The sequence below is a fragment of the Veillonella sp. T11011-6 genome, from assembly GCF_002959755.1.
In the GTDB taxonomy this organism is placed as follows: Bacteria; Bacillota; Negativicutes; order Veillonellales; family Veillonellaceae; genus Veillonella.
Window position 1 is genome coordinate 418,628 of record NZ_PPCW01000004.1, and the last position, 24,246, is coordinate 442,873.

Sequence of the window (24,246 nt, forward strand, 5' to 3'; positions counted from 1 at the left end):
TCATAAACTCTTCTAACCATTAGAAAAATAAATTTTCCGATTCTGTAATAGTTCCATCATCTTCATGGAAATAGCAGGTATATACAGGTTCACGATGCGCCGCGTCATAGAATTTCTGTAATACAAGTGAAAGTTTCATGTCTATTGGCATATGTAAAGCTTTCACAATAGGTTCCCAAAGTTCCATTGGCGAATAAGAGATAATATAAGACTGCTTATTCTGACCATATTCTTCAAGTACTGCCGCATCAGAATACTTACTTGAGTCACAGTAATCATGCCAACAAATACTAAATACGATTAAGTGAAATAAATCGTCCATACTTTCAGCTAAACGACCAGCAGCACCCTCGCTACTCCAATAACCAATAGATTCGTCCTCCAATAGATGATATTCACCGCCAGCGCCATCTACAGCGAATGCCATACCCGGCACAGAGAATGTGCAGCGACCTTCAGCGGTATCGCGTTCCTCTAGCGCATCTAGTAAGCGAAAATCAAATAGTGTATCAAAGTCTTCAGCTAACTTGGCATCATTTCGCAACATATCTAAATAACCCATCTTACACGCTCCTATTAGCAGAAATTAATCCTAGCAATTTAGCCTCTCCTTCATCAGATGTATCTAATAGCGGAATCGCGAATAAAAGCACTTGCAAGGAGTAATAATAAAAGCTAAAGAATAAATCATCAGGGAATACGTCCTCTTCCTCATATCTAAGAACATCTTCGTCTTCATCATATTCTTCCGACCAAAGATATTCTTCGTTGAGCATATCTTCAAAGTTCGGCAATGGATCTGCATGCTCTAGCATAAGACCATCTCGAATGCACTCAGCAATCACAGTAAACAACTCAACCAATTGTTCTGCTAAATACTGAGCTACTTCATTACGAGCTCTCTCTTCCTGAGCTTTCTTAAAAATACGAAGCAAGAAAACCATAGCGAATGGTGTAGCATGCCACAACGTCGATTGATGCTCAATATTCTGTGCTAACGCCTCACCAGCCGCATCAACAGCTTCCATGCTTTCCATGTTCCACAACACATCAAGCTCTGTAGGAAAGTCTGTAGCACGGCCGTAGGTTGTGGTTAACCGGTGCCACGGTATATCACTGACTTGTACGGTCTCTATGTATTTTTTAGTTACAGTATCCATTAAATTTACACCTTTATAGTAACAATTTTATATTTGCACATTTATATGTACGCCATAGATCAGTGCATTTATCGATGATTATTCCTGAACAGCCTCTTTCACCAGTTCATAGGTATCTATAAGACGTAATTTTCCAATCCGCGGATTATCTGTAATCTCCTCATAGATATCCTCAAGCGTTCCCGCTGGTGCTAGTTTCCATAATTTACACGGATATAGTTCAACTGTCCCGATAATTTCCAAATTATCCAGTAACAAACCTAAGTCCTTATGATTAAACCAACAATCTGTATCGATACCGAAATTTGTATTATCTTTCCGGCATGCGATTTGGCTGTTTAGAAACTCTTCCATTGTTGGTTTTTCTTCTTGTAAAAGCCGTGTACAGGCTAAATGATATTCGATTTTCCGCGGTGATTGATCCACGTCAGAAACAAAAATAGCACCATACTCGTTTTCAAATTTAACAGCTAATACGTCGCCCACCTTAAAATAAGGTACTCTTTTTGTTTTAGATTTACGAACCTTAATAGGCTTCGGATTTTCGCTCTGTAGCTGTACTGCTAACTTATCCAATACCTTTTGACGCTGTTTAAGGGCCTTACTATCGATTTCTAGCCAAAACTCATGAGGGCCATGAGCGATTATGTCTAAGGCTTTCTGTTTAATGTCAGCTGATAGATGTCCTATCTTCCACAACGAATAGGCCACCGCTGTCCAATAAATCTCTGTGTAAAACTCATCAGTACAAAAATTTTGTTCCTCACCTAAAATTTCAGAAATGATTGTATCAACACTGACGCCATCCTTGTATCGCTCAACAATGGCATTATAAATATCATGACCGTCATCACTATCTATGATCTTTACTCCGTCAATCGCCATAAACGTCTCCTTTAGGACAACAGCTCTTATTCCATCTCGCCGTGAGTCGCTATAAATTCATCCTTAATCTGTTGCAGTTCTTTTTTAGCGACCATATATTGCTTTAAGTCTATTTGTCCCTTTTCTTTTTGTTCAGTTAAGGCTTTTTCTTTGTTTTTGATTGTAATCCAATCTAACTGTACACTAAAGTCAGTATTCACTCCGTCACTATTTTCTCGTAATGCCAGTAGTGCAAATACTTCATCCATATCAAGATTAAACATGTTACTTTCAAGATTGATAGGTTCAAAATAGTAACGAACTGTATCTGCCCCAAATTCATCGTTTAATTTGGCCCATTCTGCCCCTGAAAGCACAGTAAACCCGAGCGTATCGTTTCCAAGGCTTTCAGTAAACCAACGCACCTCATAATCAGGCTGAACGAAGTCGTTGAAGTATTTGATAGTTACATCTCGATCTTTCTCATCACCGTAAGGAATTAAGAGTTCTTTATCGCCCTTTTGTAACACAATATCGACACCATAAGGCTTGCCATTACTAACAGTTTGAATGTCGATCGGTTCATCCATCATATCATTGAAATAACGAACCACATCCTCGTCATCCTCGCGCCAGTCAATCCAGATGATAGCTTCAGAATCAAACAAATCATTTAGATCCATATCATTGGCAAAAAAACTTTTTAATTCTTTATACAGATTTTCCATCTTCTCTCTCCTATATATCACTTATATCTTTAGCTAAACTGCCCCACCAGTGTTACCATTGTAAAACAACACTATAAAGTTTCGTAAATCACATCTTGTTGAGCCGTAAAGTCCTCATCAAAACTAACTAATATATACAAATGTCCTGCTGGGGATTCTCCCACATCATAGCCTAGTGCAAATGTATCGTAACAACCTGATTTATCTAGCATTATATCCGTTAAGGTTAGTACAATAGACTCTTCTTGTGGTATTTCCTGTTCTATGAGTTCCTGTGCTAATTGGTCTAATTTATCTAATTGAACAAATAATTGTTCCCACATTGGTAGTGAAAGCACCTCAGCCTCAGTATAACTAGTACAACTAATATTGATTTTTTGAAAGGCTTGCGCTTCATTCTCTAAGTGATTAGTGCCCAATCGTCGAGATACAAAGTAAACGCCATACGGTTCTTCAGTCCAGCTTTCAATATTCCATAATGTCATTAATTCCGATTTTCTCATTAGGACGCTCCATTAGTTGATTATCCTGCAATATCTGCATCAGTAGGATTCCTATCCGCATCAATATGAGCTATGATACAGTGCCCCCAGAAGATATCATCGTCGTCATAATATACCTCTATGGTGCCATCGTTACGGAATGCCAATTCGCCCATCGCAATACGCTTAGCAAATACGTCAGCTGTAATCGGGTCCTGGTCATCATTGTCGAGCCAATCATTAGCAAGATCTAGTAATTTTTCACTAATATATGCACTAATTCGTTGTTCAAATGCTTTGAAATTCTCGATTGTATTGAAAGCAGCCAATGCCACGGTACAGCTTTCATCAGAACCCTCATCTACATCAAGGGTGAATGCATAATCATCAATTCTCAATCCATAGTATTGATACTCTCGATTTAGCAGGAAATCGCCCCTGTCGGTATGGAGGTATTTAGGGGTTTTCAAATACGCCGACAACGCCTCTAATTCGCTATGTTTAGCATGCTCCTCTAACACCTCAAGTACATAATAGCGATTATTCCAAGAAGGGCGCATATAGCCCAAATCCTCTAAAGGCTTTGCTTTCTTAACTAATAATTTATAAACCCCATGGGGCTCAAAAGAATAACCCCATCTATCGTCAAGACCCTCTATAATCCACGTCAAAATGCCTTCGCTACGGTCAAGCACGCCAGTGCGAGTATCTAGGATAGCATCGGTAGACACCAGTGGTCTATGGTACTTCTCTAAATAAGGGCTAGCCCCATTTGCATCACTGCGCGGCAATGCGTAAATTTCAAACTCTTCCGCTTCAAACTCTGCTTCATATTCTGGTAGACGTACAACACTCATATAACTCTCTCCTATTCATCACATTTATACAGTGCAAACTGTTTACAGTTAAGAACTACATCCTTTTATAGATGATGCCATAGTATAATTGCTTCTATAACATTAACATGTTCTGTTACCTATCACAGACGTTCTGCTACATCGATTCTATGTAATAGCTCTTTAGCTAGTTCTTGGGCTGTTTTGAATTCCTCATTTGAAAGCACCATAAGTACAAAGCTATCGGTTCCGATGTCCATGCCTGCTAACGTATAGTTGTCCCACGTAGCGTTAAGATCAGCACACCAGTCCATAATAACTTGATCTTCATCTAATGCTACTGGGTCAATCGTTAGATTTTCGCTAGTATTTAAAGACTTATTACGTATTAACTTCTGTACATAATAAATAAAATCCTCTAGTTCACATTTATGACTTAACTCTACGGCATATCCTTTAGAGTCTAGTTTCTCATAGAGGTTCCACCAGCTATCTTCTAATTCTTCCAAGGAGCGCAACTTAACCTTGGTCATAAACGATCTAGCTTGTTTAGCATCGCCTAGCAACAACGTTGCTAACTCTGTAAATGTCAGTTTCATCTGATCGATATCTAGATACGCTGCTTCTACACACAAACTACAATCAGGTACTCTGCGTTTTTTCATAAAAGCCCGCATCATCTTCACTGCGTCAGGATAACTTACATCAGCCATACGATAGGTCTTGCCATCTATATCTATGAATAAATCTACTGCATCCTGCGTTTTACCTACACGTGCTTTCATGGCTGTACATCCATCGATGGCATGAGGTGGGTAAAGCTCCATGTACATATAAAATCCATCATGCATAGCCTTTAAGGTATTATCTATTCCGACTATATTAAAACCGTTTCCATTAGAACCAGGGCTCTTCAAGCGCCATTCTTCGTATTCATCAAATAGTTTTTCTTGGATCCAATTGTAAAAACTCATATACACTCTCCCCCATATACTGTTGCTTACATATAATATTTAACTGACTATGTAACTAAACATGTAACTGAATATGTATCTTAATTATATCATTATTAAGGAATACTTATAATAAAAGCACGGCACTTTTATATTTAAATGAAATACTTATCATAAAGGTACTGTACTTTCATATTTAATAGGATAAAAAAATACTCCCACAAGATATACCTTGTAGGAGTATTGATTACATTATTTATTTAGATTCTAATTTAGCTGCTAATTCATTATATTTTCGTTCTAACTCATTATATTTTTCAGATAGGTCTTTCATATCTTTTTTGAGTTGTGTAGCGTCTTCAGTAGTTACCTCTTCAGAGCTTTTACCAAATTTAAAATTGGCACCTAAGCTAATAGAATTACGGCCGTTACCAACGGTAGTAGCAGCATTAAACATGGTGTTTTTATTAGGACGATAGAATGCACCTAACGCCGCTGCATTAGCATTTTTATAGTTGCCAAAGCCAACAGAGTAGGACCATTTGTCATGTTTATCGAAATCTAATGGATGCAAGCCAGCGAGTGCTGCAGAAGCCGCCGCTACGCTAGATACTTGTTGATCAGTGTAAGATTTAGCTTCATTTAAGCTATTAGCACCGCCATTAATAATACGATTATTTAATGTATTAATATCGCCTTCTATAGTAGTGATACGGTTTTCATGATTATCTACCACGTCTTTAATAGCATGTAGTTGGGAGCCATTAACTGCATCAGTAGATGTCGCAGATACACGGCCTGCCGCTACATTTGTAATCGTACGTTCTGCACCACTATCACCAATGCTCAATGTACCAACCGCATTTCCACCAGCAAAGTTATAGGTTCTGCCGCCGATAACACCAGAGTTAGTAGATACAGCAGTAGCAGTAACAGACTTAGCACCTAATGCAATGCTATTGTCTGTGGCAGCCATCGCATTCGTACCAATAGCAATACCATTTTCCTTTGTTGTAGTTGCGCTATGACCGATTGCTAAAGAGTCCTTTTCTGCTGCATTCGCTAAAGTGCCAGCAGCAAAGGCACTTTTACCAGCACTAGTAGAATAATTACCCAATGCCACAGAGTCTTCATTAGAAGCCACAGTTTTAAAGCCTAACGCTGTGGAGTACGCACCGCTAGCATTCGCATAGGAGCCAACTGCAGTTGTATTCATAGCCGTTGCTTCTGCATTAAAACCAAATGCAGAAGATTGATTACCAGAACCTATGGAACTATAACCTACTGCTGTAGCATAATCATTTTTTGCTTTTGCATTATAACCAATCGCTGTACCCATATCGTTATTGGCTTTTGCATTGTTACCGATGGCAACAGTATTTTGAGCAGTCGCTTCCGCTTTACGACCAATGGCATACGCATCGTTGTATGTTGCTTTCGCACTATCACCAAAGGCAATAGCATTATTACCTTGAACCTTGGCACCAGTACCACCTACCAAAGCATTATTGCCTTTAATGGTGTTATTCATGCCCAAAGCCACAGAGTTCTGACCATCAATACTATTACGGTTACCAATTAATAAAGAGTTAATTGCATTGTCATTATTAATATGGTTAAAACCACCTGCGATATTATTAGTACCGCCAACAGTATTGCTAGTACCTACTACCAAGCTGTGAGTAGCAGAGTTTTTATTATACCAACCTGATACGATACTGCCTGGACCAGATACAGTATTATTAGTACCAGAGGTGATTGTATCATTAGCGGAAGATCGAACTGTATTCTTGTCTCCACCAAGCAATATATTTTTTACAGGGGAGAACATATCCTGCTCAACTTTATTATCCCCACCATAGGCAATAGAATTTTGCATATTTAATGGCGCAGCAGTTGCAGCGCTAATATCTAAATTAGATGCGGCAAACGCTGTTGTAGTAATACTGGCGGTAATCATAGCCGTTAAAAGCAATTCTTTTTTCATAGGTTGTACCCCTTTTAAGACAACAAAAACAATAACACAAAAAAAGATTCAAAGTTATCTGATGAAACCTGAATCCACTTCTCTATGCACTATCCATGATTTAACATGAATAAAATATGAATATTACTCTAATATTATAATTCTAGCTCATAAGAAATGCAAGATAATGCAAAAAAGAAGGCCTACAGCTAATAAAAGCTGTATACCTTCTTTTCTATACTGGTGCGCCTAACCGGAATCGAACCAGTGACACGCAGTTTAGGAAACTGCTGCTCTATCCTACTGAGCTATAGACGCATGTATACTTTATTATATCGTTTTTAATAAAGTATACGCAAGGCGTCCTTATTGTTGTAGGTATTGGTTATTCACTTGTTTTTGTTCTTCTGGGCTAAGGTTTTGGTAGCCTTTTGCTAATGCACTGACCCAAGATCCATAGGCAGGATTTGGGAATACAACAAAGGTAGTACCAAAGTCTTCTTTATGTTCATCGATGATAGCATTTCTTTCAGCTAAGATCTTACCTTTTGTACCAATTGGGAAGTCACCGGCATTATCACCCATAAACAAAATTATGCCGTACTTCTTAGTAATGGCATCAAAACGAGGTTGTTTATCAGAGTCTTTTTCGAATAGTAGTACATGTTCTTTATCGACGGATGGGAATCCTAGTTCTTTGAAGTTTTGTACTGTTGCATCATAGTTAACAGGTGCATATCGGTTTGAAACGTAGAATATTTCAACACCTTGTTTATGTACTTCATTTAGGAACTCAACAGCACCAGGCATGGCTTGCGATTTGCCTTGATGTACCGCTTGACGCCACCAAGGAGCATCGAAGCGACCATTGCCATTAGCAACGCTTTCACCCATCAGTTTAGTATTATCCACTACTGTTTCATCAGCATCAAGAACGATAGCAAGAGGTTTTCTTTGATGAGATGGATCAGTAACGGCCATCTTAACAAGATTTAGCGCCACATTGTACCCTTGATACGCTAGTGCTCTGTACTCTGCAGAGGTGCGCATCCATAAGAGCCCCATTGTTTCTGTTTCGGCTTGGTACTGCTGTTTTTGCTTCAGTGCTGCCTGCTCATCTAGCACTACTGCAGCTTTTGTGGGCTCACTGTTAGCAGCTACCGTATTAGCTACCGTATTCGTAGCCGCTGTACTATTAGTCGGTTGAGTTGATTGAACCTGCGCTACCATCACTGTAGGAACTACAGGATTTGCTTTCACCGCCGTCGGAGAATCCGCCTGTACTACAGAACCTACGCAAAGGCTACCACCAAGGCAAGCCACCGCTACATACCATGCCAAACTACTACGTTTCATAATTGCCTCCTATCCACATGTGCTCTCTGTATACATCCAATACACAATGTAATTCTACATAGTTATACGAAAGTCCTCTATAGATTTATAGTCTATCTGTGTATTTTAATCGATTTACACAAGAACTATGCTATAATACAGCTGTTAATAGTATTAGAGAGTTCTTATTCAAAAGAGGTATATGTAATGAAAGTATGTAAACGATCGATTATTACCAGTTCACTATTAGCTATATTGGCTATATCATCTGCGTATGGGGCTGCACCAGTACATCCAAGTGAAAGTACAGATACTGCAGTGGTTGAGATGGATTATTCTAATATTCCAGAGTTAAAAAAATCTATTGAAAGCGCAACTCCAGCCATAGTTCAATCTACGCTTGATGCGTCTAAGGGAAAACCGACCAAAGATAAGCCCGTCTATTCAACAGTGACTATGTCTGGTAACCGTGTTGTATCCGTAAAAACTTACAAAACTAAAGAAGAGCAAGAAAAGGCCATGTTAAAAGAGCGTAAACGCTTAGACAAGGTCACTGCAGAACGTCAGGCTAAAAGAAAAGACGAAACACGCACAGATATGCTAAAAGGTTTAACACCCATACCGTCCTATCCACCTGTAAGCGAAACACGCGTATTACAAAGTGAAATGTTCTCTAGACCATTCGGCAGACAACTCGATTTGCGTTTAGTAGAGGCTTATACGCAAGATTATGACAAGGCTAAACCTGGCGATATTTATGTCTATGCAGATTATGTAGACTACACATCTAAACAGCTATTAGGTGAAAAAGATGGCACTACTGCTATTTCAGCTATGATACTACGTGTAATTATGAGAAAAGACGAAAACAAAGCTTTCAGCATCGATGTAAATGCGTACTTCATAAATCCAACAACACATACCATTTCCATAAGTCGTTCTGAAGATGTAAAGGGTATCGATATCAAGAAAGAGGAAAGAGCTGAAGCTGTATTTAAACTACCATCCCACCAATTACAAGCCGGTGATCCACAGTATGAAATCGCTAAGCTTATGTATCAGGACCTAACAAATAAAAAATTGATTAGTAATAGTTAAATATACTCCCTCATGACAAAAGCCCCACCTTACTATGAGCTACATAGCAAGGTGGGGCTTCGTCTTAGTTTAAGAGAGTTTTGTAAGGGATTTATAAGTTTTAGAGATTTATTAGTTTATTTTACATCGCTGAAATCGATGTTCATGCCCAAGGCTTTAGCTACGCCTTCACCATACGCTGGATCACATTGGTAGCAATGTTTTGCATGGCGCTCTTTGATGAAATCAGGTACGCCATCCATAGCGGCAGCTGTATTTTCAAACAGGATTTGTTGTTTTTCTGGGGTCATGAGACGGAACAATTTGCCTGGTTGTGTGTAGAAGTCAGAGTCGTCTTCGTAGAAGTCGTATTGGTATGCTGCACCAGATACGTCTAGGCCAGGGTTTTTGAATTGTGGTTGTTCAGCCCATTCGCCAAAGCTATTTGGTGCATAGCCAATAGTAGAGCCATGGTTACCATCTACACGGCCTTGTCCATCACGATGGTAGATATTTACAGGGCATTTAGCGGCATTAACAGGGATTTGATAATAATTTGCCCCTAGACGATAGCGTTGCGCATCGGCATAAGAGAACAAACGACCTTGAAGCATTCTATCAGGAGAGAAAGATATGCCTGGAATGATAGTTGTTGGAGCAAATGCAGCTTGTTCTACATCTTGGAAATAATTTTCTGGGTTGCGGTTAAGTTCCATCACACCAACTTCAATCAATGGGAATTCGTCATGATACCATACTTTTGTTAAATCAAATGGATTGTATGGCATATTGTTAGCTTGTTCTTCCGTCATCACTTGGATGCATAATTTCCATTTAGGAAAATCGCCTCTTTCAATAGCCTCAAAGAGGTCACGTTGGTGGCTTTCACGGTCACTAGCTATCACATTAGCCGCCTCAGCGTCGGAAAGATTTTCAATCGGCTGTTGGCAAACCCAATGGAATTTAACCCATACACGCTCATCGTTTTCGTTGATAAGGCTGTATGTATGACTGCCAAAACCATGCATTGTACGGTAAGATTTAGGAATACCACGGTCACTCATAACAATTGTTACTTGGTGCATAGCCTCTGGCAAGCTAGTCCAAAAATCCCAGTTTGCTGTCGCATCGCGAAGATTTGTTTTCGGATTACGTTTTACAGCACGGTTCAAATCAGGGAATTGCAATGGATCGCGAATAAAGAATACAGGTGTATTGTTACCTACGAGGTCCCAGTTCCCTTCTTCCGTATAGAATTTTACGGCAAAGCCACGAATGTCGCGTTCTGCATCGGCCGCGCCACGTTCGCCTGCCACTGTGGAGAAACGTACGAATAACGGCGTTTGTTTACCTACTTCAGAGAACAGTTTTGCTTTTGTATATTTTGTAATGTCATTGGTTACTGTGAAAGTACCAAATGCACCGGATCCTTTAGCATGCATGCGGCGTTCAGGAATCACTTCGCGCTCAAAATGAGCTAATTTCTCCATGAGCCAAACATCTTGCATCAATACAGGACCACGTTTACCTGCTGTAGCAGAGTTGCGATTATCTGGTACGGGAGCGCCAAAGGCGGTTGTTAGTTTCTTTTCATCACTCATGTTACAAACTCCTACTTAGAATAAAAAATAAGTAATAATATGCGACCTTAAAAATCGTATGAATTATATTATTACATAAAAACAATAACTATTAACAATTAATAATCATTATTTGTTATTACGATTAAATCGTAACATATAAATGGCGATTATGCAATACAAAATCTTGTATACATGCTCTCATATAGAAACAGTACATGAGAAAAGCCTATAGGAAATCAATCCTATAGGCTGTCTTCATCGTTATTAGGCGTAAACACTTACATATGCCATCTAGACATATAACTAAAATATATCATCTATGAATTGTATTTGCCCCCGCATCACGTAATACATTTTCTTTTACTTCATTTACTGGATCTATTTTAGTAAACAGTTCAGGTTTCCAGTCTACAGGTGTTAACATATCATTAAATGTATCAATGATTTGTCCGTTAAACATATTATTAACTGTAGTAAGTTGTTTTCCTCCAAAGACTTTCACAAATGATGTATAGTCTTTACCTGTTATGTCCGCCACATTGCTTTCAGCATAGATTTGAGAGTTCTTTCCAACGCCTAGGGAGTAAGCATAAACATATTCACCATTGGTAGTATCTGACGCAAAGTAATTGTTATACATATGCACCTGTCCATACCGTACTCTAGGCATGCGTTGCACTACATTATGGAAATAGTTATGATGCAAGGTTACATGTAATTTTCCTTCATCTGCTACGTTTGAATCACTATTACCTATCAACATAGTCTTATTATGGTTTGCAAATATTGAATAGGATATGGTTATATAGTCCGCTTCATTGGTAATATCAAGTAATCCATCCCTATGCTCATACTTACGACCAAAGTATGTTTCTACCGTTTCAGATCCATCTTGGAACGAGCAATGATCAATCCAAATATGCGTACCACCTTTTATAGAAAGACTGTCATATTGAGAATTCCAATTGCCCTCTGGTCCATCCTTAGGATCCCAAGCAGGAAAATAATCATAAGGAGATTCAAACTGTATATTTCGTATGATTACATTATCTGAATCAAGAACCAAATTTACACCCTTTAATTTCGCATTGTCCATGCCAATGATGCTTGTATTAGACGGTACATGAACAGTAATAGACTTACTTTGATTCTTTTGTGATGCCTTACGCTTTGCTTCTTGCTCATCTTTTAAACTCTTAGGCGCTGTGCTTTGCGGCTTATGAGTTTCTAAATATTGTTGAAAGTCGTAGCCATCGACCATGTAGTCTTTCATAGTCAATGGTTTACCATTATCATCGGTATCAAAATCTATAGTTCCATAGACTAGTACAATCTTAGGTGTAGTGTTTTTTCTATCCTTAAGAGCTGATACAAATTCTTTTTTATTTGTTACTTTAAACACATTCTGCTCTGTAGCATTAGCACCACCAGTAGTCCCATTGCCTACAGAAGCAAATCCATCTTGTTTCGGTAATGCTTCACGCATAAAGGTAGGACTTTCAGCTGAACCTCGCGAAAAGGTCATCATTAATCCAGCGATTAACACAATGAGCAATCCAAGGGATATCATTATCTTTTTCATACATCGAGTTCCTTAGTTTCTGATACATTACAGTATGCTATGCCGCCATCATCTCATAACAATAGCATTATCTCATAGCAACAATAAGAGAACCCCTTCTTAGTGCCAATAGGCCTATGAAGGGGTATCATTTTAATTACGCTGGGCGGCTCCAGTCGACTTGTACGTCGATAGCTTCCCACATGCGTGTTAAAGCCAATTTTAAATTGTCTAAAGACTCTAATGGTTTTACATGTAAACGTTCATAGGTATCAAGACCTGTAGCATGTTCGATAGCATGTTCATCGTTCAAGTAAGCGATAACCTTATCTGCCCATTCTTGTTCAGGTAACTCTACGGATACTGTTTTTGCTTCTGTATCATAGGACAAGAAGCCATTGCTGTTGATGCCATAATGGATGGCTACACGAAATAAACTCATATCTATACCTCTCTTGCGGTAATTTCTAAACACTATACACATATTGTAACATGAACATTTATATTAGCGAAAGTATTCAATATAAACTTTATGAGTCTATTGTAAAGAATTATACATCCTCGTTAGTATCCCCTACCTCATCGTCTTCAAGACCTACTTTCATGTTATCAGATGTCTCATTCGTTTTACTAGAATCCACATCCTCTTTAGTAGATTGTGCATCTACTGCGGCCTTAAGTTCTGTTCTCTTTCTACGCGCCCCATTTTCTCCGTGAAAGCGCTGCCATAGAGCACCGCTCATAACTGCAGTCTCACCGAACTTAGATTCTAAGGAGTCTAGTACACCAGCCAGCTTATTTTCATTTTCATTCCGGGGAGACTCAAAGAGGCTATCTTGCATCGGTACCTCTTCATCAAGACCACTTACGGTAAGACCTAACAAACGTATAGGGCCAGGAGGATCCATAAAGGTAATCCCCTTAGAACTACTATAGTTAGTCCCAACATAGCTAGAACGACTACCTTTAGGTTGTTTGCTCGTCTTATCTTGCATGAGCTTGTTCCACAAGAGCAGTGCTGTTTCAAAAAACACATGCTCATGGTCTGACGGTGAATCTAATCGTTTTTGCCGTGATACGGTAGTGAAGTCATCATAGCGCACCTTAATTGATACGGTGTGTCCCAAAAGGTTGCGTTTCCGTAACCGCTTTGATAGACGATTCGCAAAGTATCTAAACTCAAGTTCAATGGCACTGCCATCGACGAGGTCCTCTTCATAGGTTTCTTCGGCTCCGATGGATTGTATTTTACGATCTGTTTCCACAGGCCGTTCGTCAATACCATTCGCCAGTTCCCATATGCGTCGCGCCTGATTGCCCACAATAGGAATGAGACTCCGTTCATCCGGCAAGGCTTGAATATGACGCATCAAGTGAAAGCCGCCTGCTTTCAGCCGTTTTTCCGTATGAGGACCAACACCCCAAATCCGTTTAATAGGCAATGGAGCTAAAATATCCTTTTCACGACCATAAGGAATGACTACAAGGCCATCTGGTTTGTCTAAATCAGAGGCTAATTTAGCTAAAAATTTATTAGGTGCTAATCCCGCTGAGATGATGAGCCCTGTCTTCTCATACACACGGTCTTTGATGGCACGCCCTAACGCTTTAGGGCCACTATACATGGTAGACATGCCACTCACCTCAAGAAAGGCTTCATCGATAGATAATGGCTCAATGTAAGGAGTGAATTCTTTCATAATAGAAAAAATCTGATGTGATACCTCTTTGTAGCGATCCATGCGCGGATAGACATAGATACCATCAGGACATAATTTCTTGGCCCTTGAAATCGGCATGGCAGAGTGAACACCGAATTTACGAGCCTCATAGGAGCAGGTAGCAACAACACCACGTGAAGAAAGACCACCCACGATTACGGGGTGGCCTTTATATTCTGGATGATCCAGTTGTTCGATGGACGCGAAGAATGCATCCATATCAACATGCATAATCCATCGTCTCATTGTTACGCTTCTTTTTCGTGCTCAGAAATACGGCAGTATTTAATTTGCGCACAAATGCACTCATCCTTAGATTTATATAATTGAGGGATGATTTCTAGAATGTCGCCAAATGTAGCTTCGTTAATGGAGTAACGTGTCCATAAGCCATTACGTTGAGAGTTAACTACACCTGCATCAATTAAGATTTTCATATGGTAGCTCAACGTAGATTGGGATAAATTGAAGCTAGCTAAAATATCAGCTGCACATAATTCATTGCAAGACAACATGTCGATGATGTGTAATCTTGTTTCATCGCTTAATGCCTTAAAAATCGTCGCTAAACGTTCATAAGAAACTTCAACCATATCTTTAACTCCTCAAATCCGTATCAAAAAATGTCAATCTACTTATTGATACTATTATATACTATTTCTTAATGTAAATCTATTTTTTTCTTTATATTTGTATCTTAATAATTTATTATGAATACCAAATAATTATATATGAGTAAATTTTACCACATTATAAACAAATTTCAGCACACTATAGGCTATTTGCTATGAATATTTTAAATAAATTTTCATCTCATAGATTTATTTAGTTATACATAAAAATGTATATATAATGATTTTGCACAATTATTTTCTATAGAATTTTCGATATAGCGATTTTCTAATAACCATATAGCATACTTCGATATACCGCACTATATTAGCAATCGAAAGGATTAGATATAAACTATACCGATTTTGTGTTCTAATGACTTTCAATACAAAAGACCCCTCATGAAGGGGCCTTATCTGTATAATTCTATAAATCGATTGCATAGTAGAAAAACCATAGAATTTATAATGATAAATTCCAGTCTACCCTAGAGCAATCCTATTATATCAAATTGGTATAGCTTAGAATACGTTTACTAAATCGATTGTTTGGTTACGGTTAGGACCTACGGATACGATTCCCAAAGGTACACCTGTTACTTCTGCAATGCGTTCTACATATTTGCGAGCATTTTCAGGAAGATCTTCGTATTTGCGGATACCAGAGATATCTGTTTCCCAACCTGGCAATGTTTCGTAAACAGCTTCGCATGCTTCAAGATCTTTCAAGTTAGCTGGGAAACCTTCTACATCTTTACCATTCAATTTATAACCTACGCAGATTTTCAATTCTTTGAAGGAATCAAGGATATCCAAACGTGTAATAGCGAGGTAATCCAAACTGTTAAGACCAGCAGCATATTTTACAACCATAAGGTCTAACCAACCGCAACGACGAGGACGACCAGTTACAGTACCGAACTCATGACCAAGTTCACGAAGGTTATTGCCAGTTTCATCAAGAAGCTCTGTAGGGAATGGACCTGCACCTACGCGTGTTGCATACGCTTTTACAACGCCGAAGATATTTTTCAAGTAGTTTGGACCAATACCAGCGCCTGTGGAAGCACCACCAGCGATTGGATGAGAGGATGTTACGAATGGATATGTACCATGGTCAAGGTCAAGCATAGTAGCTTGAGCGCCTTCGAACAATACCTTTTTGTCCTCTTTAACCGCTTTAAGAACAGCGATGTTAGTATCTGTTACATATGGTTTCAATGCTTCAGCATATTTGATGTAATCCGCTAAGATTTCATCATAGTTAACAGGTTCAGCATCATACACCTTAGTAAGCATTTTGTTTTTGAATTCTACATTGTATGCTAATTTTTGTTTGAATGTTTCAAGATCATACAAGTCGCAGATACGGATGCCGATACGATTGATTTTATCAGCATAGCAAGGACCGATACCGTTTTTAGTAGTACCGATTTTAGCATCACCTTTAGATGCTTCCTCTGCATTATCTAAAGCGATATGATATGGCATGATAACATGCGCACGGTCAGAAATATGAAGGGATTTTGCAGATTTACCTTGTTTTTCAAGGCCTTCAATTTCTTGTAACAATACTTTAGGGTCGATTACAACACCAGTACCCACGATATTTTGCTTGTTATCGTACAAAATGCCGCTTGGTAAAAGGCGAAGAGCAAATGCTTTGTCATCTACCACAACAGTATGACCTGCATTATTACCACCTTGACTGCGCACTACAACGTCTGCACGTTCCGCGATCCAGTCAACGATTTTACCTTTACCCTCGTCACCCCATTGAGTGCCGATAACCATACTTGTTGCCATATCTATATCCTCCATGTGAAAGTCTAAATAATTCACTAACATTATACAACAATGTTCGGACTCTGTGAAAGTATTTATACAAATTCAATCTTTAGTTTCTTCCCAAAGGCGTGAGCAATTTTCTGTAATGTTTTTAAAGACGGATTACCATTACCATTTTCAATCTTACTAATATCTGACTGTGTAATACCTGTTAATTCAGATAACTGCATTTGTGTCATATGAGCAGCTACGCGCGCCTCAACTATATTCTGAATGATTTGATACTCATCATCTAACGCATCCCACTCTTTTTTAAACTTCGGATTTTTTAATTGGTTCTCTAAATATTGATCTAACGTTTCCATATTATGTATACCTCTCGATATAATCGTTCTTATATTTTATAGCTAATTCAATAGCACTTTTCGGTGTTTTCATAAAAAACAACAGAAAACGTATCCATCATATTCCTCCTAGTACTAGAAGAAATCTTTACTTAAATTATATGTTAAAACATATATTCAGTAAAGATACAGAGATATAGTAATTTAAAGTCTTACTATATCCAATATAAGTATCTATGCCTTTAAAGTAAACAAATGGGAGGTGACCATTGGTCACCTCCCATGTATTGACATTTTAACTAGTCAAAGTATTCTATTTTAGTAATTTAATACAACTATATTATCAATGTCTGCCTGTCAATCAAGTGCTATTTAGGCTCTTTTAACCAGAAGCTCATTAAGAGCCCCATTAAACCGACAGGTATCAGTGTCATCAATGCGGTTTGTACGTCATAGATGTCGGCTATATGGCCTACATATGGTGCTACAAGGCCACCTAAGGTAATGCCAAGACCTAGTGTAATACCTGAGGCAAAGCCTGCATTTTTAGCAAGGTATTTTTGACCTAGTACCGTAATTGGACCGTATTGTGAGAATACACCAAAGGCCATTGGGATCATGGCGCCGAAAAAGCCCCATATATTAGGCACAAAGATAAAGACTAAAACAGATGGCAAGAAGATAAGATTGCCTAAGCGAACTGTTTTAAGGAAGCCTAATTTATCTGACAACGCCCCGCCCATATAGGTAAGAACAGCGCCCATTGCAAAGTACATGGTTAAAGCTAAACTCGATGCACTGGCTTCTCCGTTAATAACAGTAATGTATAAAATAGGGATAAAGATGGATAATACAGAGAATAGTATAGATCGAGAAGCAATGACAAAGAATAATTTGCCAAAGCTAACCCAATCGTTAGTGCCACTATTAGTAGATTTAGCAGAGCTTTTACTTTCACCAATAGCATCGGTATCTGTAGAGCCAGTAAATGCATACACATACAGCAACACGCCAATCAATGCAATCACTGTGAACAACCAAAGGAATTGACCACCAAAGACGTACACACCACCAGCAAGGAGTGGACCCAGTGCAAAACCAGCGCTGCCACCTACCGCAAAGCGTCCCATGGCATTACCAAGTTCATTGGATTGCGTGCGGTTCACGAGAAGAGCCGCCTCAGGATGGAACAGTGCGGCCCCAATCCCTGCAATGAGCGATAGAGCCAATATCATTTCATAGCTCGTCGCCAATGCAATGGCGCTGATAGAGACTAATGTTACGGTAAAACCTACAGGAATGAACCACGGCACGCGCCACCGATCCGCCACATAGCCCAAGATAGGCTGCGCCACGGAAGCCACTACGGTGTTACAGAAAATAATGGATGCCGATTGATAATAATTAAGGCCAAAATTAGCGATAAAGAACGGTATGAGCGCCGCTAGCGAACCTTGTCCAAAGTCATTAATACAATGAAAAATAGGCGGTCCGTACTTTCGTATGATACGTTTCATATAACCTCCTAAAATAAATAAAAACAGGTAGATATAGCCAACACCTAATGCATGTGCCATAGGCTTGTTGGTCTATACCTACCCTAGTCTTTCATATGTTATATGGGAAGTACCCTACAATTATAGGCCAAAGCGAGCCATGATTGTATCAACATGTTTTAACAATTTATGTGGATCGAAGCATGCATCGATTTCTTCAGCAGTCATGTATTTCTTGATGTTTTCATCAGATTTAAGACCTGTAGCGAAATCTTTGCCTTCAAGCCAGCGTTCCATAGCGTATTTTTGAACCCAACGGTATGCTTCATCACGTACTGCACCTTTATCTACAAGGTGAGTCAAAATTGTTTGGCTGAATACAAGGCCGCCTGTAAGGTTGAGGTTTTTAAGCATTGTTTCAGGATATACCAACAATTTATCGATAGTGCGGATTGTAAGGTGAAGCATGTAATTCAATGCAATTGTTGCATCTGGCAAGATTACGCGTTCTACAGAGCTGTGGGAAATATCGCGTTCATGCCACAAAGCTTGGTCTTCGTAAGCAGATTGAGCGTAGCCACGAAGCAAGCGAGCCATACCGCAAATTCTTTCACATGTAATAGGATTGCGTTTATGAGGCATCGCGGAGGAACCCTTTTGTTTAGGGCTGAAGTATTCTTCTGCTTCGCGCACTTCAGTACGTTGCAAGTGACGGATTTCCAAAGCGATTTTATCCAATGTGCCGCCTACAACAGCAATAGTGGACAACAATTCAGCATGACGGTCACGTTGTACGACTTGAGTAGCGATTTTAACAGGTTCAAGACCTAATTTTTCGCATACGTATTGCTCTACGAATGGATCGATGTTGGAGTATGTACCAACAGCACCGGACAATTTACCTACAGCAACGCTTTTACGAGCATGTTCCATGCGTTCGATATCGCGTTCTACTTCAGCCATCCACAATGCTAATTTCAAGCCAAATGTAGTTGGTTCGCCGTGAATACCATGTGTACGGCCGATCATAGGTGTGTATTTGAACTCAGCTGCGCGACGACGCAATACGTCGTACAAGCGTTTCAAATCTTCAATCAAGATGTCGCATGCTTGTTTCATCATGTAACCAAGCGCTGTATCTTTAACGTCAGTAGATGTAAGGCCAAGGTGAATATATTTAGCCGCTTCAGGACCTACGTATTCGCCCACTGCTGTTACGAAGGAAATGATATCGTGGTTTGTTTCCTTTTCGATTTCATGAATGCGTTCAACGTCGAAATTGCCCTTTTCACGAATGGCTTTAGCCGCTTCTTTAGGGATAACGCCCAACTCAGCTTGTGCCTCGGATGCCAATGTTTCTACCAATAACATTGTGTCGAACTCGTTGCGTTCGCTCCAAATATGGCCCATTTCTTCTCGTGTATAACGTGGTATCATGATGTCTCCTTTGCATGATAAAAGCTAGATTTCTTATACAATAATTGTACCATATGTGAAAGCTCCATTCAATGAATGGACCTAAATTTTCCGAATGATAATTATATTAAATTTACTAATCGTTCGTATTTGTTGAAGTTAACTCCGTCTCTATGTATTCGTGCTAATAAAATGATATACTAGAATTATCTGACATATACATAGACTTGTATATCATTATGGGGAGGCTTTCATGGCAAATTTAAATCGCAAAGAGCGTCGTGCACAGCGCAATGAATCGAATACTATAGGCATGCTATTGCGCCTATTCTTTGGACTCAGCTTCATCGGCTTGGCTGTAGTTCTATTTGGAGAGCTTGATCTCAATTATGTATTCTCCATCTTTACAGCAGATATTATCGTATCCTTAATTTACGTGATACTCAATAAATCTCGCATTACTACATCCTTAGCGGTTAATACCAATGTACGCGTTATCATCGCATTCCTCATCATGCTAGTAACAATGTTCTTCTACGCCTTTGCGTTATGGCGTGTCGATCAATTTAGCGCACCTATGCAAGTTACATTATTTATCGGTGGTGCTATCGTATACCTTGCAGTATTCAACTCTACCAAAACAATGCTTACAAACCAAGATTAATAGGATACAGTTTTTCCGTATGAATTATATTTCCATAATATTGTGGAGAGTATAAATAACACGCTACAAATAACTAATACTGCAAAAGTAAAATAATTAATACTACAAAAGTAAAAGAGGCATATCTTACATACATAGTATGTGATATGCCTCTTTATTGTCCCATAACGACAGGGATTGTTAAGGTTTGTATACGTCCAGAGTTGTTGACGATGCTGCCACTGGTTTTAACAATGCGCAACGCCTCTTCCATTACATCAGGCGGTACACCATCCACCACGATGCGCGGTGTATTCTGAGCAACGATGACATGTCCATCTTCGCCAAAGTTCACCTTCACCGTAACAGTACCCGTTACGGAAGATCTCGCCCCTTGTTCTTGGACACGACGAAGATAGGCGCTTGGATTGATAGCCGGTTGTCTTAAGAGCTCTTGCTGACCAGGCGTTAACAAGCTCCATGCAAGATCTGATAGGAATGATAAGTCAGCTGATTCCGTACGACCATCACCATTGGCATTAGGGTCAGATGTAACATCCTTCCCCATAGGTGCCTCTTTCGGTTTTGATTGTTTATCATGCATTACAACCGCTTGCTCTACGCCAGCCGCTTCAGATTCGATGGCCTTAGGTATAGCCCATTCTCGTCGCTGCTCTTGTGTACTAGCATTTGTATCTAATGTTTTAGTTCGTTCACTTTCATCAGGCGTCACGGACTCCACCATAGGTTGTGACTGAGATTTAGGCTTTGGTTCTGTACGTTCTGGCACAGCCTCTGCAGGTGCTACCTTCTCCTCCGGTTGTGGCGTTGGTTCGGTTACCTCTGTACTGCTTTCACCATCATCAGGCAAATCAAAGCTAATTTCAGCCGCATCATGAGCTGCCCCAGTGCCCGCCATGCCTCGCAAGGAAAGGCCCATTCCAGATACGAGTATCGTCGTAATGCCTAAGGACACGATGAACGGTTTCAAATAATGCGATTCAAACATAGAATCACTTCCGTTCCGTTGCGACACTAATATATTTAGCGCCATTAACCTTGAGCATATCTAACAGAGCGATAACCTCGCTGTAGTATACATCCTTAGATGCACGGATAACAAAGGCTTGTCGCGGTGCTTGTTTAACGATAGACCGCACCTCTTCCGCCAAGCGTTCCGAAGAAATTTCCTGATTATCAATATATAACGTATGCGTTGTAGTTAAGGTAATCGTAATAGGCTCGATAGATTTTGCCGTAGATGTAGATGCAGATGGCAAATTTAGAGGAATTTGCTGCTCTGTATTCATGTACAGCGTACCCACCATGAAAAATACCAATAAGAAGAATACGATATCGATCATAGGGATAATCATGATTGTCGGTTCTTTTTTAACCCCTAATGTGCGTCGTCTCATATATCATGTTCCTCGTTGTACGCATCGAGGATATTACCACACTCATGCTCTAATGTAGTAATAGAATCGTTGACCTTTGCCGCACAGTAACTGTGAAAGCCTAGTGCAATAATGGCTACCGTCAAGCCTGTCGCCGTTGCTACCAAGGCTTCGGATACACCGCCTGTAATGATGGTAGGCGCACCAATATCGCCACCTACGACAGCAAAAGCACGAATCATGCCAAGCACGGTACCCAACAGCCCTAACAACGGTGCCATCGTTACGATCATGCTGAGCCAGCTAAGGCCGCGTTTTAAACGCTCATCGGCGTAAGATACTACGTCTTGTAAACGGTTTTCTAAACCATTATAGTTCTTTGCACTGCGCATAGCCCGAGCAAATAAAGAGCCAAGCTCCTCTGTGTCGCGTTCCAGAACACTTGGTAACATGACCCAAGATTGATTCTTCTCTAACACCTTATTAAAGCGACGCAAGTCCTTCGTAAACTTGCGATATAAAACGATACGCTCAATGCCAATCATCAACGCAAAGAGCAAAAAAATTACTAGCGGATACATTACAAATCCACCAGCCACAAATAAATGCGCTATGCTACTCATACTAACCTCCAAAAGCCGTTACCCTCTAGGCCCCATTAAATTTAATTATATCATGTTTTAAGGCATCTAAAAATAATTATGAGACAAAAAAAGGCTATACTAATAGTGATATACCTATTAGTATAGCCTTTAATGTAATCTTAATTTAGCTATAATCCCGATTTAATTTAACCTAGGAGGCTTGTAATCTCTTACATTCTATTAATCTTTTTTTAGGAATTTCACAAGTATGCCACCGATTGTTAAGGACACGCCAAAACCAGTAAAGAACATACCGAGGGAATACATCCATGCATAGGTTTGATTATTAGAAGAAATCGCTTTCGCTGCGTCTCGTGCATTAGTAGCGTTTCTTGCAATTTCCAAATTTGTTGTAGCTGGATCTGGATTTAATAATAGGATAACAATACCTATAATTAGAACAACTACACCAACGGGTAATAACATTTTCTTGCTCATTTAAATGTTCCTCTCCTAACATTACATAACATGGTATATACGATTAGATATTATTTATCAAGTTTATTCATATCCAAGCGATTTACACTGCCAATAAAGCTATTGTAGGATTCAATCATATCATTGTAATGATCAGCTGTTTGGTCACCTAAGAATGTACGAATTCTACCAATAGTTGTATTCAAATGATTTTTAGCAGAGTTATAGTCCGGACTAGTAATGCTACTGGATACATCCATGATTCCTTGCAACTCTTGGTTCGCCGCATTTACATCGATTTGCTTGCCTTCTTCAAAGCTATCCAATAATGCAGTTAAACGTAAATGAACTTCTTGAGCAGCAGCTGCATTTTTCTTACCGGAATCTTTAAGTTCTTTCAACTGTTCTTGTTGATTTTCCGTATTATGTTTGTGAATTACTGCGTCTAACTGATTATATGCTGCATAGAATTGATCATATAGTTGAACGTATTTAGGTCCTAATTGTTGTTCCTTAGCATAATTATCTGCTTGATATGAATTAGTTTGGTAGTACGTATCCAATTCATTTGCTACTGGTACAATGTCCTTTAATACGGCTAATACGTTATCAAGAGGTTCCTTCATATCATCATATGGCACGCCAGCATCTTTAGCGGCTTGTAATTTTTGTTGTAAGCTATCAAACTTTGGTGCCATAAAGCTTGATAAATGTTGACCCTCTCTTAGTTTTTGAATGGAAGGATTAATAGCATATCCAAAGCGTACGGTACCACTGTTAAAATTACCAACTGCTTCAATATACTGATTAAAGACTTGAATGTCTTTTTGCGATGCCTTTTGAGCGCCTTGCTGCACCCCATTGGCAATCTTAGAAAAACTACAACCACTCAAAAATAATGGAGCTGTTAGAGTAGATGCACACAATACGGCTGTTAACATTTTCTTTACTAGTGGTTTCATAATGAACCTCTCTTTTTAATCACACACACAAGTAACAGTTTATGATTAAATTATATATCATATATGTTATTTATGAAAGTATCAACCGTATTTTTTATGAAATTTGTTTCATGAATATGCTTTCACAAGCACATAAAAAGGCATAGTATACATCTCCATTGGGGTAAACCCAATAGTAATGTTTATACTATGCCTTTTCTGGATACATCTTATATGTCTAAATCAGTATGATAGCTAATCGGAGTGTCTTAATAGATAAGTT

25 protein-coding genes and 1 tRNA gene are annotated in these 24,246 nt (G+C 39.2%); 2 read left to right on the forward strand and 24 right to left on the reverse strand.

Annotated features, from left to right (window positions below):
- Positions 1–19 precede the first annotated feature (19 nt).
- The 10 genes from VRHSUH10_RS06600 to VRHSUH10_RS06645 form a co-directional block, all read right to left on the reverse strand.
- On the reverse strand, positions 20–562 hold the full coding sequence (locus tag VRHSUH10_RS06600; RefSeq protein ID WP_105089905.1) for a hypothetical protein: 543 nt from the start codon (positions 560–562) through the stop codon (positions 20–22).
- Between the two features lies 1 nt (position 563).
- Positions 564–1,160, reverse strand: coding sequence for a hypothetical protein (locus VRHSUH10_RS06605; RefSeq protein ID WP_105089906.1), 597 nt, complete (start codon positions 1,158–1,160; stop codon positions 564–566).
- Positions 1,161–1,238: 78 nt separating this feature from the next.
- On the reverse strand, positions 1,239–2,045 hold the full coding sequence (locus VRHSUH10_RS06610) for a hypothetical protein (protein WP_105089907.1): 807 nt from the start codon (positions 2,043–2,045) through the stop codon (positions 1,239–1,241).
- A gap of 26 nt (positions 2,046–2,071) precedes the next feature.
- Positions 2,072–2,707 (reverse strand): hypothetical protein, encoded by a 636-nt coding sequence (locus tag VRHSUH10_RS06615; RefSeq protein WP_233187086.1) that lies wholly within the window; start codon positions 2,705–2,707, stop codon positions 2,072–2,074.
- A 116-nt stretch (positions 2,708–2,823) separates the two neighbouring features.
- A complete protein-coding gene (locus VRHSUH10_RS06620; RefSeq protein WP_105089909.1) occupies positions 2,824–3,255 on the reverse strand; it encodes a hypothetical protein in 432 nt (143 codons plus the stop codon).
- A 20-nt stretch (positions 3,256–3,275) separates the two neighbouring features.
- Positions 3,276–4,091 carry a DUF2262 domain-containing protein gene (locus VRHSUH10_RS06625; RefSeq protein ID WP_105089910.1) on the reverse strand — a complete coding sequence of 272 codons (816 nt, stop codon included), beginning with the start codon at positions 4,089–4,091 and terminating at the stop codon, positions 3,276–3,278.
- 122 nt (positions 4,092–4,213) lie between these two features.
- Complete coding sequence (locus tag VRHSUH10_RS06630; RefSeq protein WP_105089911.1) at positions 4,214–5,044, reverse strand: DUF6630 family protein; 831 nt, start codon at positions 5,042–5,044, stop codon at positions 4,214–4,216.
- A gap of 235 nt (positions 5,045–5,279) precedes the next feature.
- Entirely contained in the window at positions 5,280–7,010 is a 1,731-nt protein-coding gene (locus VRHSUH10_RS06635) for a YadA-like family protein (RefSeq protein WP_105089912.1), read from the reverse strand.
- Positions 7,011–7,230: 220 nt separating this feature from the next.
- Positions 7,231–7,307 (reverse strand) — tRNA-Arg (locus tag VRHSUH10_RS06640).
- Between the two features lie 48 nt (positions 7,308–7,355).
- The gene (locus tag VRHSUH10_RS06645) at positions 7,356–8,345 is read right to left on the reverse strand and encodes a 5'-nucleotidase, lipoprotein e(P4) family (protein ID WP_105089913.1); all 990 of its coding nucleotides are present in this window, start codon (positions 8,343–8,345) and stop codon (positions 7,356–7,358) included.
- 186 nt (positions 8,346–8,531) lie between these two features.
- On the opposite strand from VRHSUH10_RS06645, the gene VRHSUH10_RS06650 reads away from it, so the two are divergent.
- Positions 8,532–9,422: a hypothetical protein gene (locus tag VRHSUH10_RS06650; RefSeq protein WP_105089914.1), complete on the forward strand. Its 891-nt coding sequence runs from the start codon at positions 8,532–8,534 to the stop codon at positions 9,420–9,422.
- Between the two features lie 116 nt (positions 9,423–9,538).
- Here the strand turns inward: VRHSUH10_RS06650 and VRHSUH10_RS06655 are convergent, their stop codons facing one another.
- From VRHSUH10_RS06655 to purB, 9 genes are all read right to left on the reverse strand, one after another.
- Positions 9,539–11,002, reverse strand: coding sequence for a catalase (locus VRHSUH10_RS06655; RefSeq protein WP_105089915.1), 1,464 nt, complete (start codon positions 11,000–11,002; stop codon positions 9,539–9,541).
- Between the two features lie 295 nt (positions 11,003–11,297).
- Positions 11,298–12,566, reverse strand: coding sequence for a polysaccharide lyase family 1 protein (locus VRHSUH10_RS06660; protein ID WP_233187087.1), 1,269 nt, complete (start codon positions 12,564–12,566; stop codon positions 11,298–11,300).
- Positions 12,567–12,702: 136 nt separating this feature from the next.
- Positions 12,703–12,987 (reverse strand): hypothetical protein, encoded by a 285-nt coding sequence (locus VRHSUH10_RS06665; RefSeq protein WP_105089916.1) that lies wholly within the window; start codon positions 12,985–12,987, stop codon positions 12,703–12,705.
- 109 nt (positions 12,988–13,096) lie between these two features.
- Positions 13,097–14,512, reverse strand: coding sequence for a DNA polymerase IV (gene dinB, locus VRHSUH10_RS06670; RefSeq protein WP_105089917.1), 1,416 nt, complete (start codon positions 14,510–14,512; stop codon positions 13,097–13,099).
- 2 nt (positions 14,513–14,514) lie between these two features.
- Positions 14,515–14,859, reverse strand: a complete 345-nt coding sequence (locus tag VRHSUH10_RS06675; RefSeq protein WP_009352539.1) for a helix-turn-helix transcriptional regulator — start codon at positions 14,857–14,859, stop codon at positions 14,515–14,517.
- Positions 14,860–15,399: 540 nt separating this feature from the next.
- Complete coding sequence (locus VRHSUH10_RS06680) at positions 15,400–16,683, reverse strand: adenylosuccinate synthase (RefSeq protein ID WP_105089918.1); 1,284 nt, start codon at positions 16,681–16,683, stop codon at positions 15,400–15,402.
- 74 nt (positions 16,684–16,757) lie between these two features.
- Positions 16,758–17,030, reverse strand: coding sequence for a helix-turn-helix domain-containing protein (locus VRHSUH10_RS06685; RefSeq protein WP_105089919.1), 273 nt, complete (start codon positions 17,028–17,030; stop codon positions 16,758–16,760).
- 347 nt (positions 17,031–17,377) lie between these two features.
- A complete protein-coding gene (locus tag VRHSUH10_RS06695; protein WP_105089920.1) occupies positions 17,378–18,526 on the reverse strand; it encodes an MFS transporter in 1,149 nt (382 codons plus the stop codon).
- Positions 18,527–18,646: 120 nt separating this feature from the next.
- Positions 18,647–19,942, reverse strand: coding sequence for an adenylosuccinate lyase (gene purB / locus VRHSUH10_RS06700; RefSeq protein WP_105089921.1), 1,296 nt, complete (start codon positions 19,940–19,942; stop codon positions 18,647–18,649).
- A gap of 232 nt (positions 19,943–20,174) precedes the next feature.
- Between purB and VRHSUH10_RS06705 the strand changes: the two genes are divergently transcribed.
- Complete coding sequence (locus VRHSUH10_RS06705; protein WP_105089922.1) at positions 20,175–20,585, forward strand: CAAX protease; 411 nt, start codon at positions 20,175–20,177, stop codon at positions 20,583–20,585.
- Between the two features lie 154 nt (positions 20,586–20,739).
- On the opposite strand, the gene VRHSUH10_RS06710 is transcribed toward VRHSUH10_RS06705, so the two are convergent.
- The 5 genes from VRHSUH10_RS06710 to VRHSUH10_RS06730 form a co-directional block, all read right to left on the reverse strand.
- A complete protein-coding gene (locus VRHSUH10_RS06710; RefSeq protein ID WP_105089923.1) occupies positions 20,740–21,573 on the reverse strand; it encodes a hypothetical protein in 834 nt (277 codons plus the stop codon).
- Between the two features lie 4 nt (positions 21,574–21,577).
- On the reverse strand, positions 21,578–21,982 hold the full coding sequence (locus VRHSUH10_RS06715) for a biopolymer transporter ExbD (protein ID WP_005385002.1): 405 nt from the start codon (positions 21,980–21,982) through the stop codon (positions 21,578–21,580).
- The gene (locus tag VRHSUH10_RS06720) at positions 21,979–22,584 is read right to left on the reverse strand and encodes a MotA/TolQ/ExbB proton channel family protein (protein ID WP_105089924.1); all 606 of its coding nucleotides are present in this window, start codon (positions 22,582–22,584) and stop codon (positions 21,979–21,981) included. The genes VRHSUH10_RS06715 and VRHSUH10_RS06720 overlap by 4 nt, the downstream gene beginning before the upstream one ends.
- A gap of 201 nt (positions 22,585–22,785) precedes the next feature.
- The gene (locus tag VRHSUH10_RS06725) at positions 22,786–23,043 is read right to left on the reverse strand and encodes a hypothetical protein (RefSeq protein WP_105089925.1); all 258 of its coding nucleotides are present in this window, start codon (positions 23,041–23,043) and stop codon (positions 22,786–22,788) included.
- A gap of 50 nt (positions 23,044–23,093) precedes the next feature.
- The gene (locus tag VRHSUH10_RS06730; RefSeq protein ID WP_105089926.1) at positions 23,094–23,984 is read right to left on the reverse strand and encodes a DUF3829 domain-containing protein; all 891 of its coding nucleotides are present in this window, start codon (positions 23,982–23,984) and stop codon (positions 23,094–23,096) included.
- Positions 23,985–24,246: the final 262 nt, after the last annotated feature.

Bases quoted from the DNA above. Each gene is read 5' to 3' on its own strand.
- VRHSUH10_RS06600 (WP_105089905.1), bottom strand. From the start codon at position 562: ATGGGTTATTTAGATATGTTGCGAAATGATGCCAAGTTAGCTGAAGAC.
- VRHSUH10_RS06605 (WP_105089906.1), bottom strand. From the start codon at position 1,160: ATGGATACTGTAACTAAAAAATACATAGAGACCGTACAAGTCAGTGAT.
- VRHSUH10_RS06610 (WP_105089907.1), bottom strand. From the start codon at position 2,045: ATGGCGATTGACGGAGTAAAGATCATAGATAGTGATGACGGTCATGAT.
- VRHSUH10_RS06615 (WP_233187086.1), bottom strand. From the start codon at position 2,707: ATGGATCTAAATGATTTGTTTGATTCTGAAGCTATCATCTGGATTGAC.
- VRHSUH10_RS06620 (WP_105089909.1), bottom strand. From the start codon at position 3,255: ATGAGAAAATCGGAATTAATGACATTATGGAATATTGAAAGCTGGACT.
- VRHSUH10_RS06625 (WP_105089910.1), bottom strand. From the start codon at position 4,091: ATGAGTGTTGTACGTCTACCAGAATATGAAGCAGAGTTTGAAGCGGAA.
- VRHSUH10_RS06630 (WP_105089911.1), bottom strand. From the start codon at position 5,044: ATGAGTTTTTACAATTGGATCCAAGAAAAACTATTTGATGAATACGAA.
- VRHSUH10_RS06635 (WP_105089912.1), bottom strand. From the start codon at position 7,010: ATGAAAAAAGAATTGCTTTTAACGGCTATGATTACCGCCAGTATTACT.
- VRHSUH10_RS06645 (WP_105089913.1), bottom strand. From the start codon at position 8,345: ATGAAACGTAGTAGTTTGGCATGGTATGTAGCGGTGGCTTGCCTTGGT.
- VRHSUH10_RS06650 (WP_105089914.1), top strand. From the start codon at position 8,532: ATGAAAGTATGTAAACGATCGATTATTACCAGTTCACTATTAGCTATA.
- VRHSUH10_RS06655 (WP_105089915.1), bottom strand. From the start codon at position 11,002: ATGAGTGATGAAAAGAAACTAACAACCGCCTTTGGCGCTCCCGTACCA.
- VRHSUH10_RS06660 (WP_233187087.1), bottom strand. From the start codon at position 12,566: ATGAAAAAGATAATGATATCCCTTGGATTGCTCATTGTGTTAATCGCT.
- VRHSUH10_RS06665 (WP_105089916.1), bottom strand. From the start codon at position 12,987: ATGAGTTTATTTCGTGTAGCCATCCATTATGGCATCAACAGCAATGGC.
- dinB (WP_105089917.1), bottom strand. From the start codon at position 14,512: ATGAGACGATGGATTATGCATGTTGATATGGATGCATTCTTCGCGTCC.
- VRHSUH10_RS06675 (WP_009352539.1), bottom strand. From the start codon at position 14,859: ATGGTTGAAGTTTCTTATGAACGTTTAGCGACGATTTTTAAGGCATTA.
- VRHSUH10_RS06680 (WP_105089918.1), bottom strand. From the start codon at position 16,683: ATGGCAACAAGTATGGTTATCGGCACTCAATGGGGTGACGAGGGTAAA.
- VRHSUH10_RS06685 (WP_105089919.1), bottom strand. From the start codon at position 17,030: ATGGAAACGTTAGATCAATATTTAGAGAACCAATTAAAAAATCCGAAG.
- VRHSUH10_RS06695 (WP_105089920.1), bottom strand. From the start codon at position 18,526: ATGAAACGTATCATACGAAAGTACGGACCGCCTATTTTTCATTGTATT.
- purB (WP_105089921.1), bottom strand. From the start codon at position 19,942: ATGATACCACGTTATACACGAGAAGAAATGGGCCATATTTGGAGCGAA.
- VRHSUH10_RS06705 (WP_105089922.1), top strand. From the start codon at position 20,175: ATGGCAAATTTAAATCGCAAAGAGCGTCGTGCACAGCGCAATGAATCG.
- VRHSUH10_RS06710 (WP_105089923.1), bottom strand. From the start codon at position 21,573: ATGTTTGAATCGCATTATTTGAAACCGTTCATCGTGTCCTTAGGCATT.
- VRHSUH10_RS06715 (WP_005385002.1), bottom strand. From the start codon at position 21,982: ATGAGACGACGCACATTAGGGGTTAAAAAAGAACCGACAATCATGATT.
- VRHSUH10_RS06720 (WP_105089924.1), bottom strand. From the start codon at position 22,584: ATGAGTAGCATAGCGCATTTATTTGTGGCTGGTGGATTTGTAATGTAT.
- VRHSUH10_RS06725 (WP_105089925.1), bottom strand. From the start codon at position 23,043: ATGAGCAAGAAAATGTTATTACCCGTTGGTGTAGTTGTTCTAATTATA.
- VRHSUH10_RS06730 (WP_105089926.1), bottom strand. From the start codon at position 23,984: ATGAAACCACTAGTAAAGAAAATGTTAACAGCCGTATTGTGTGCATCT.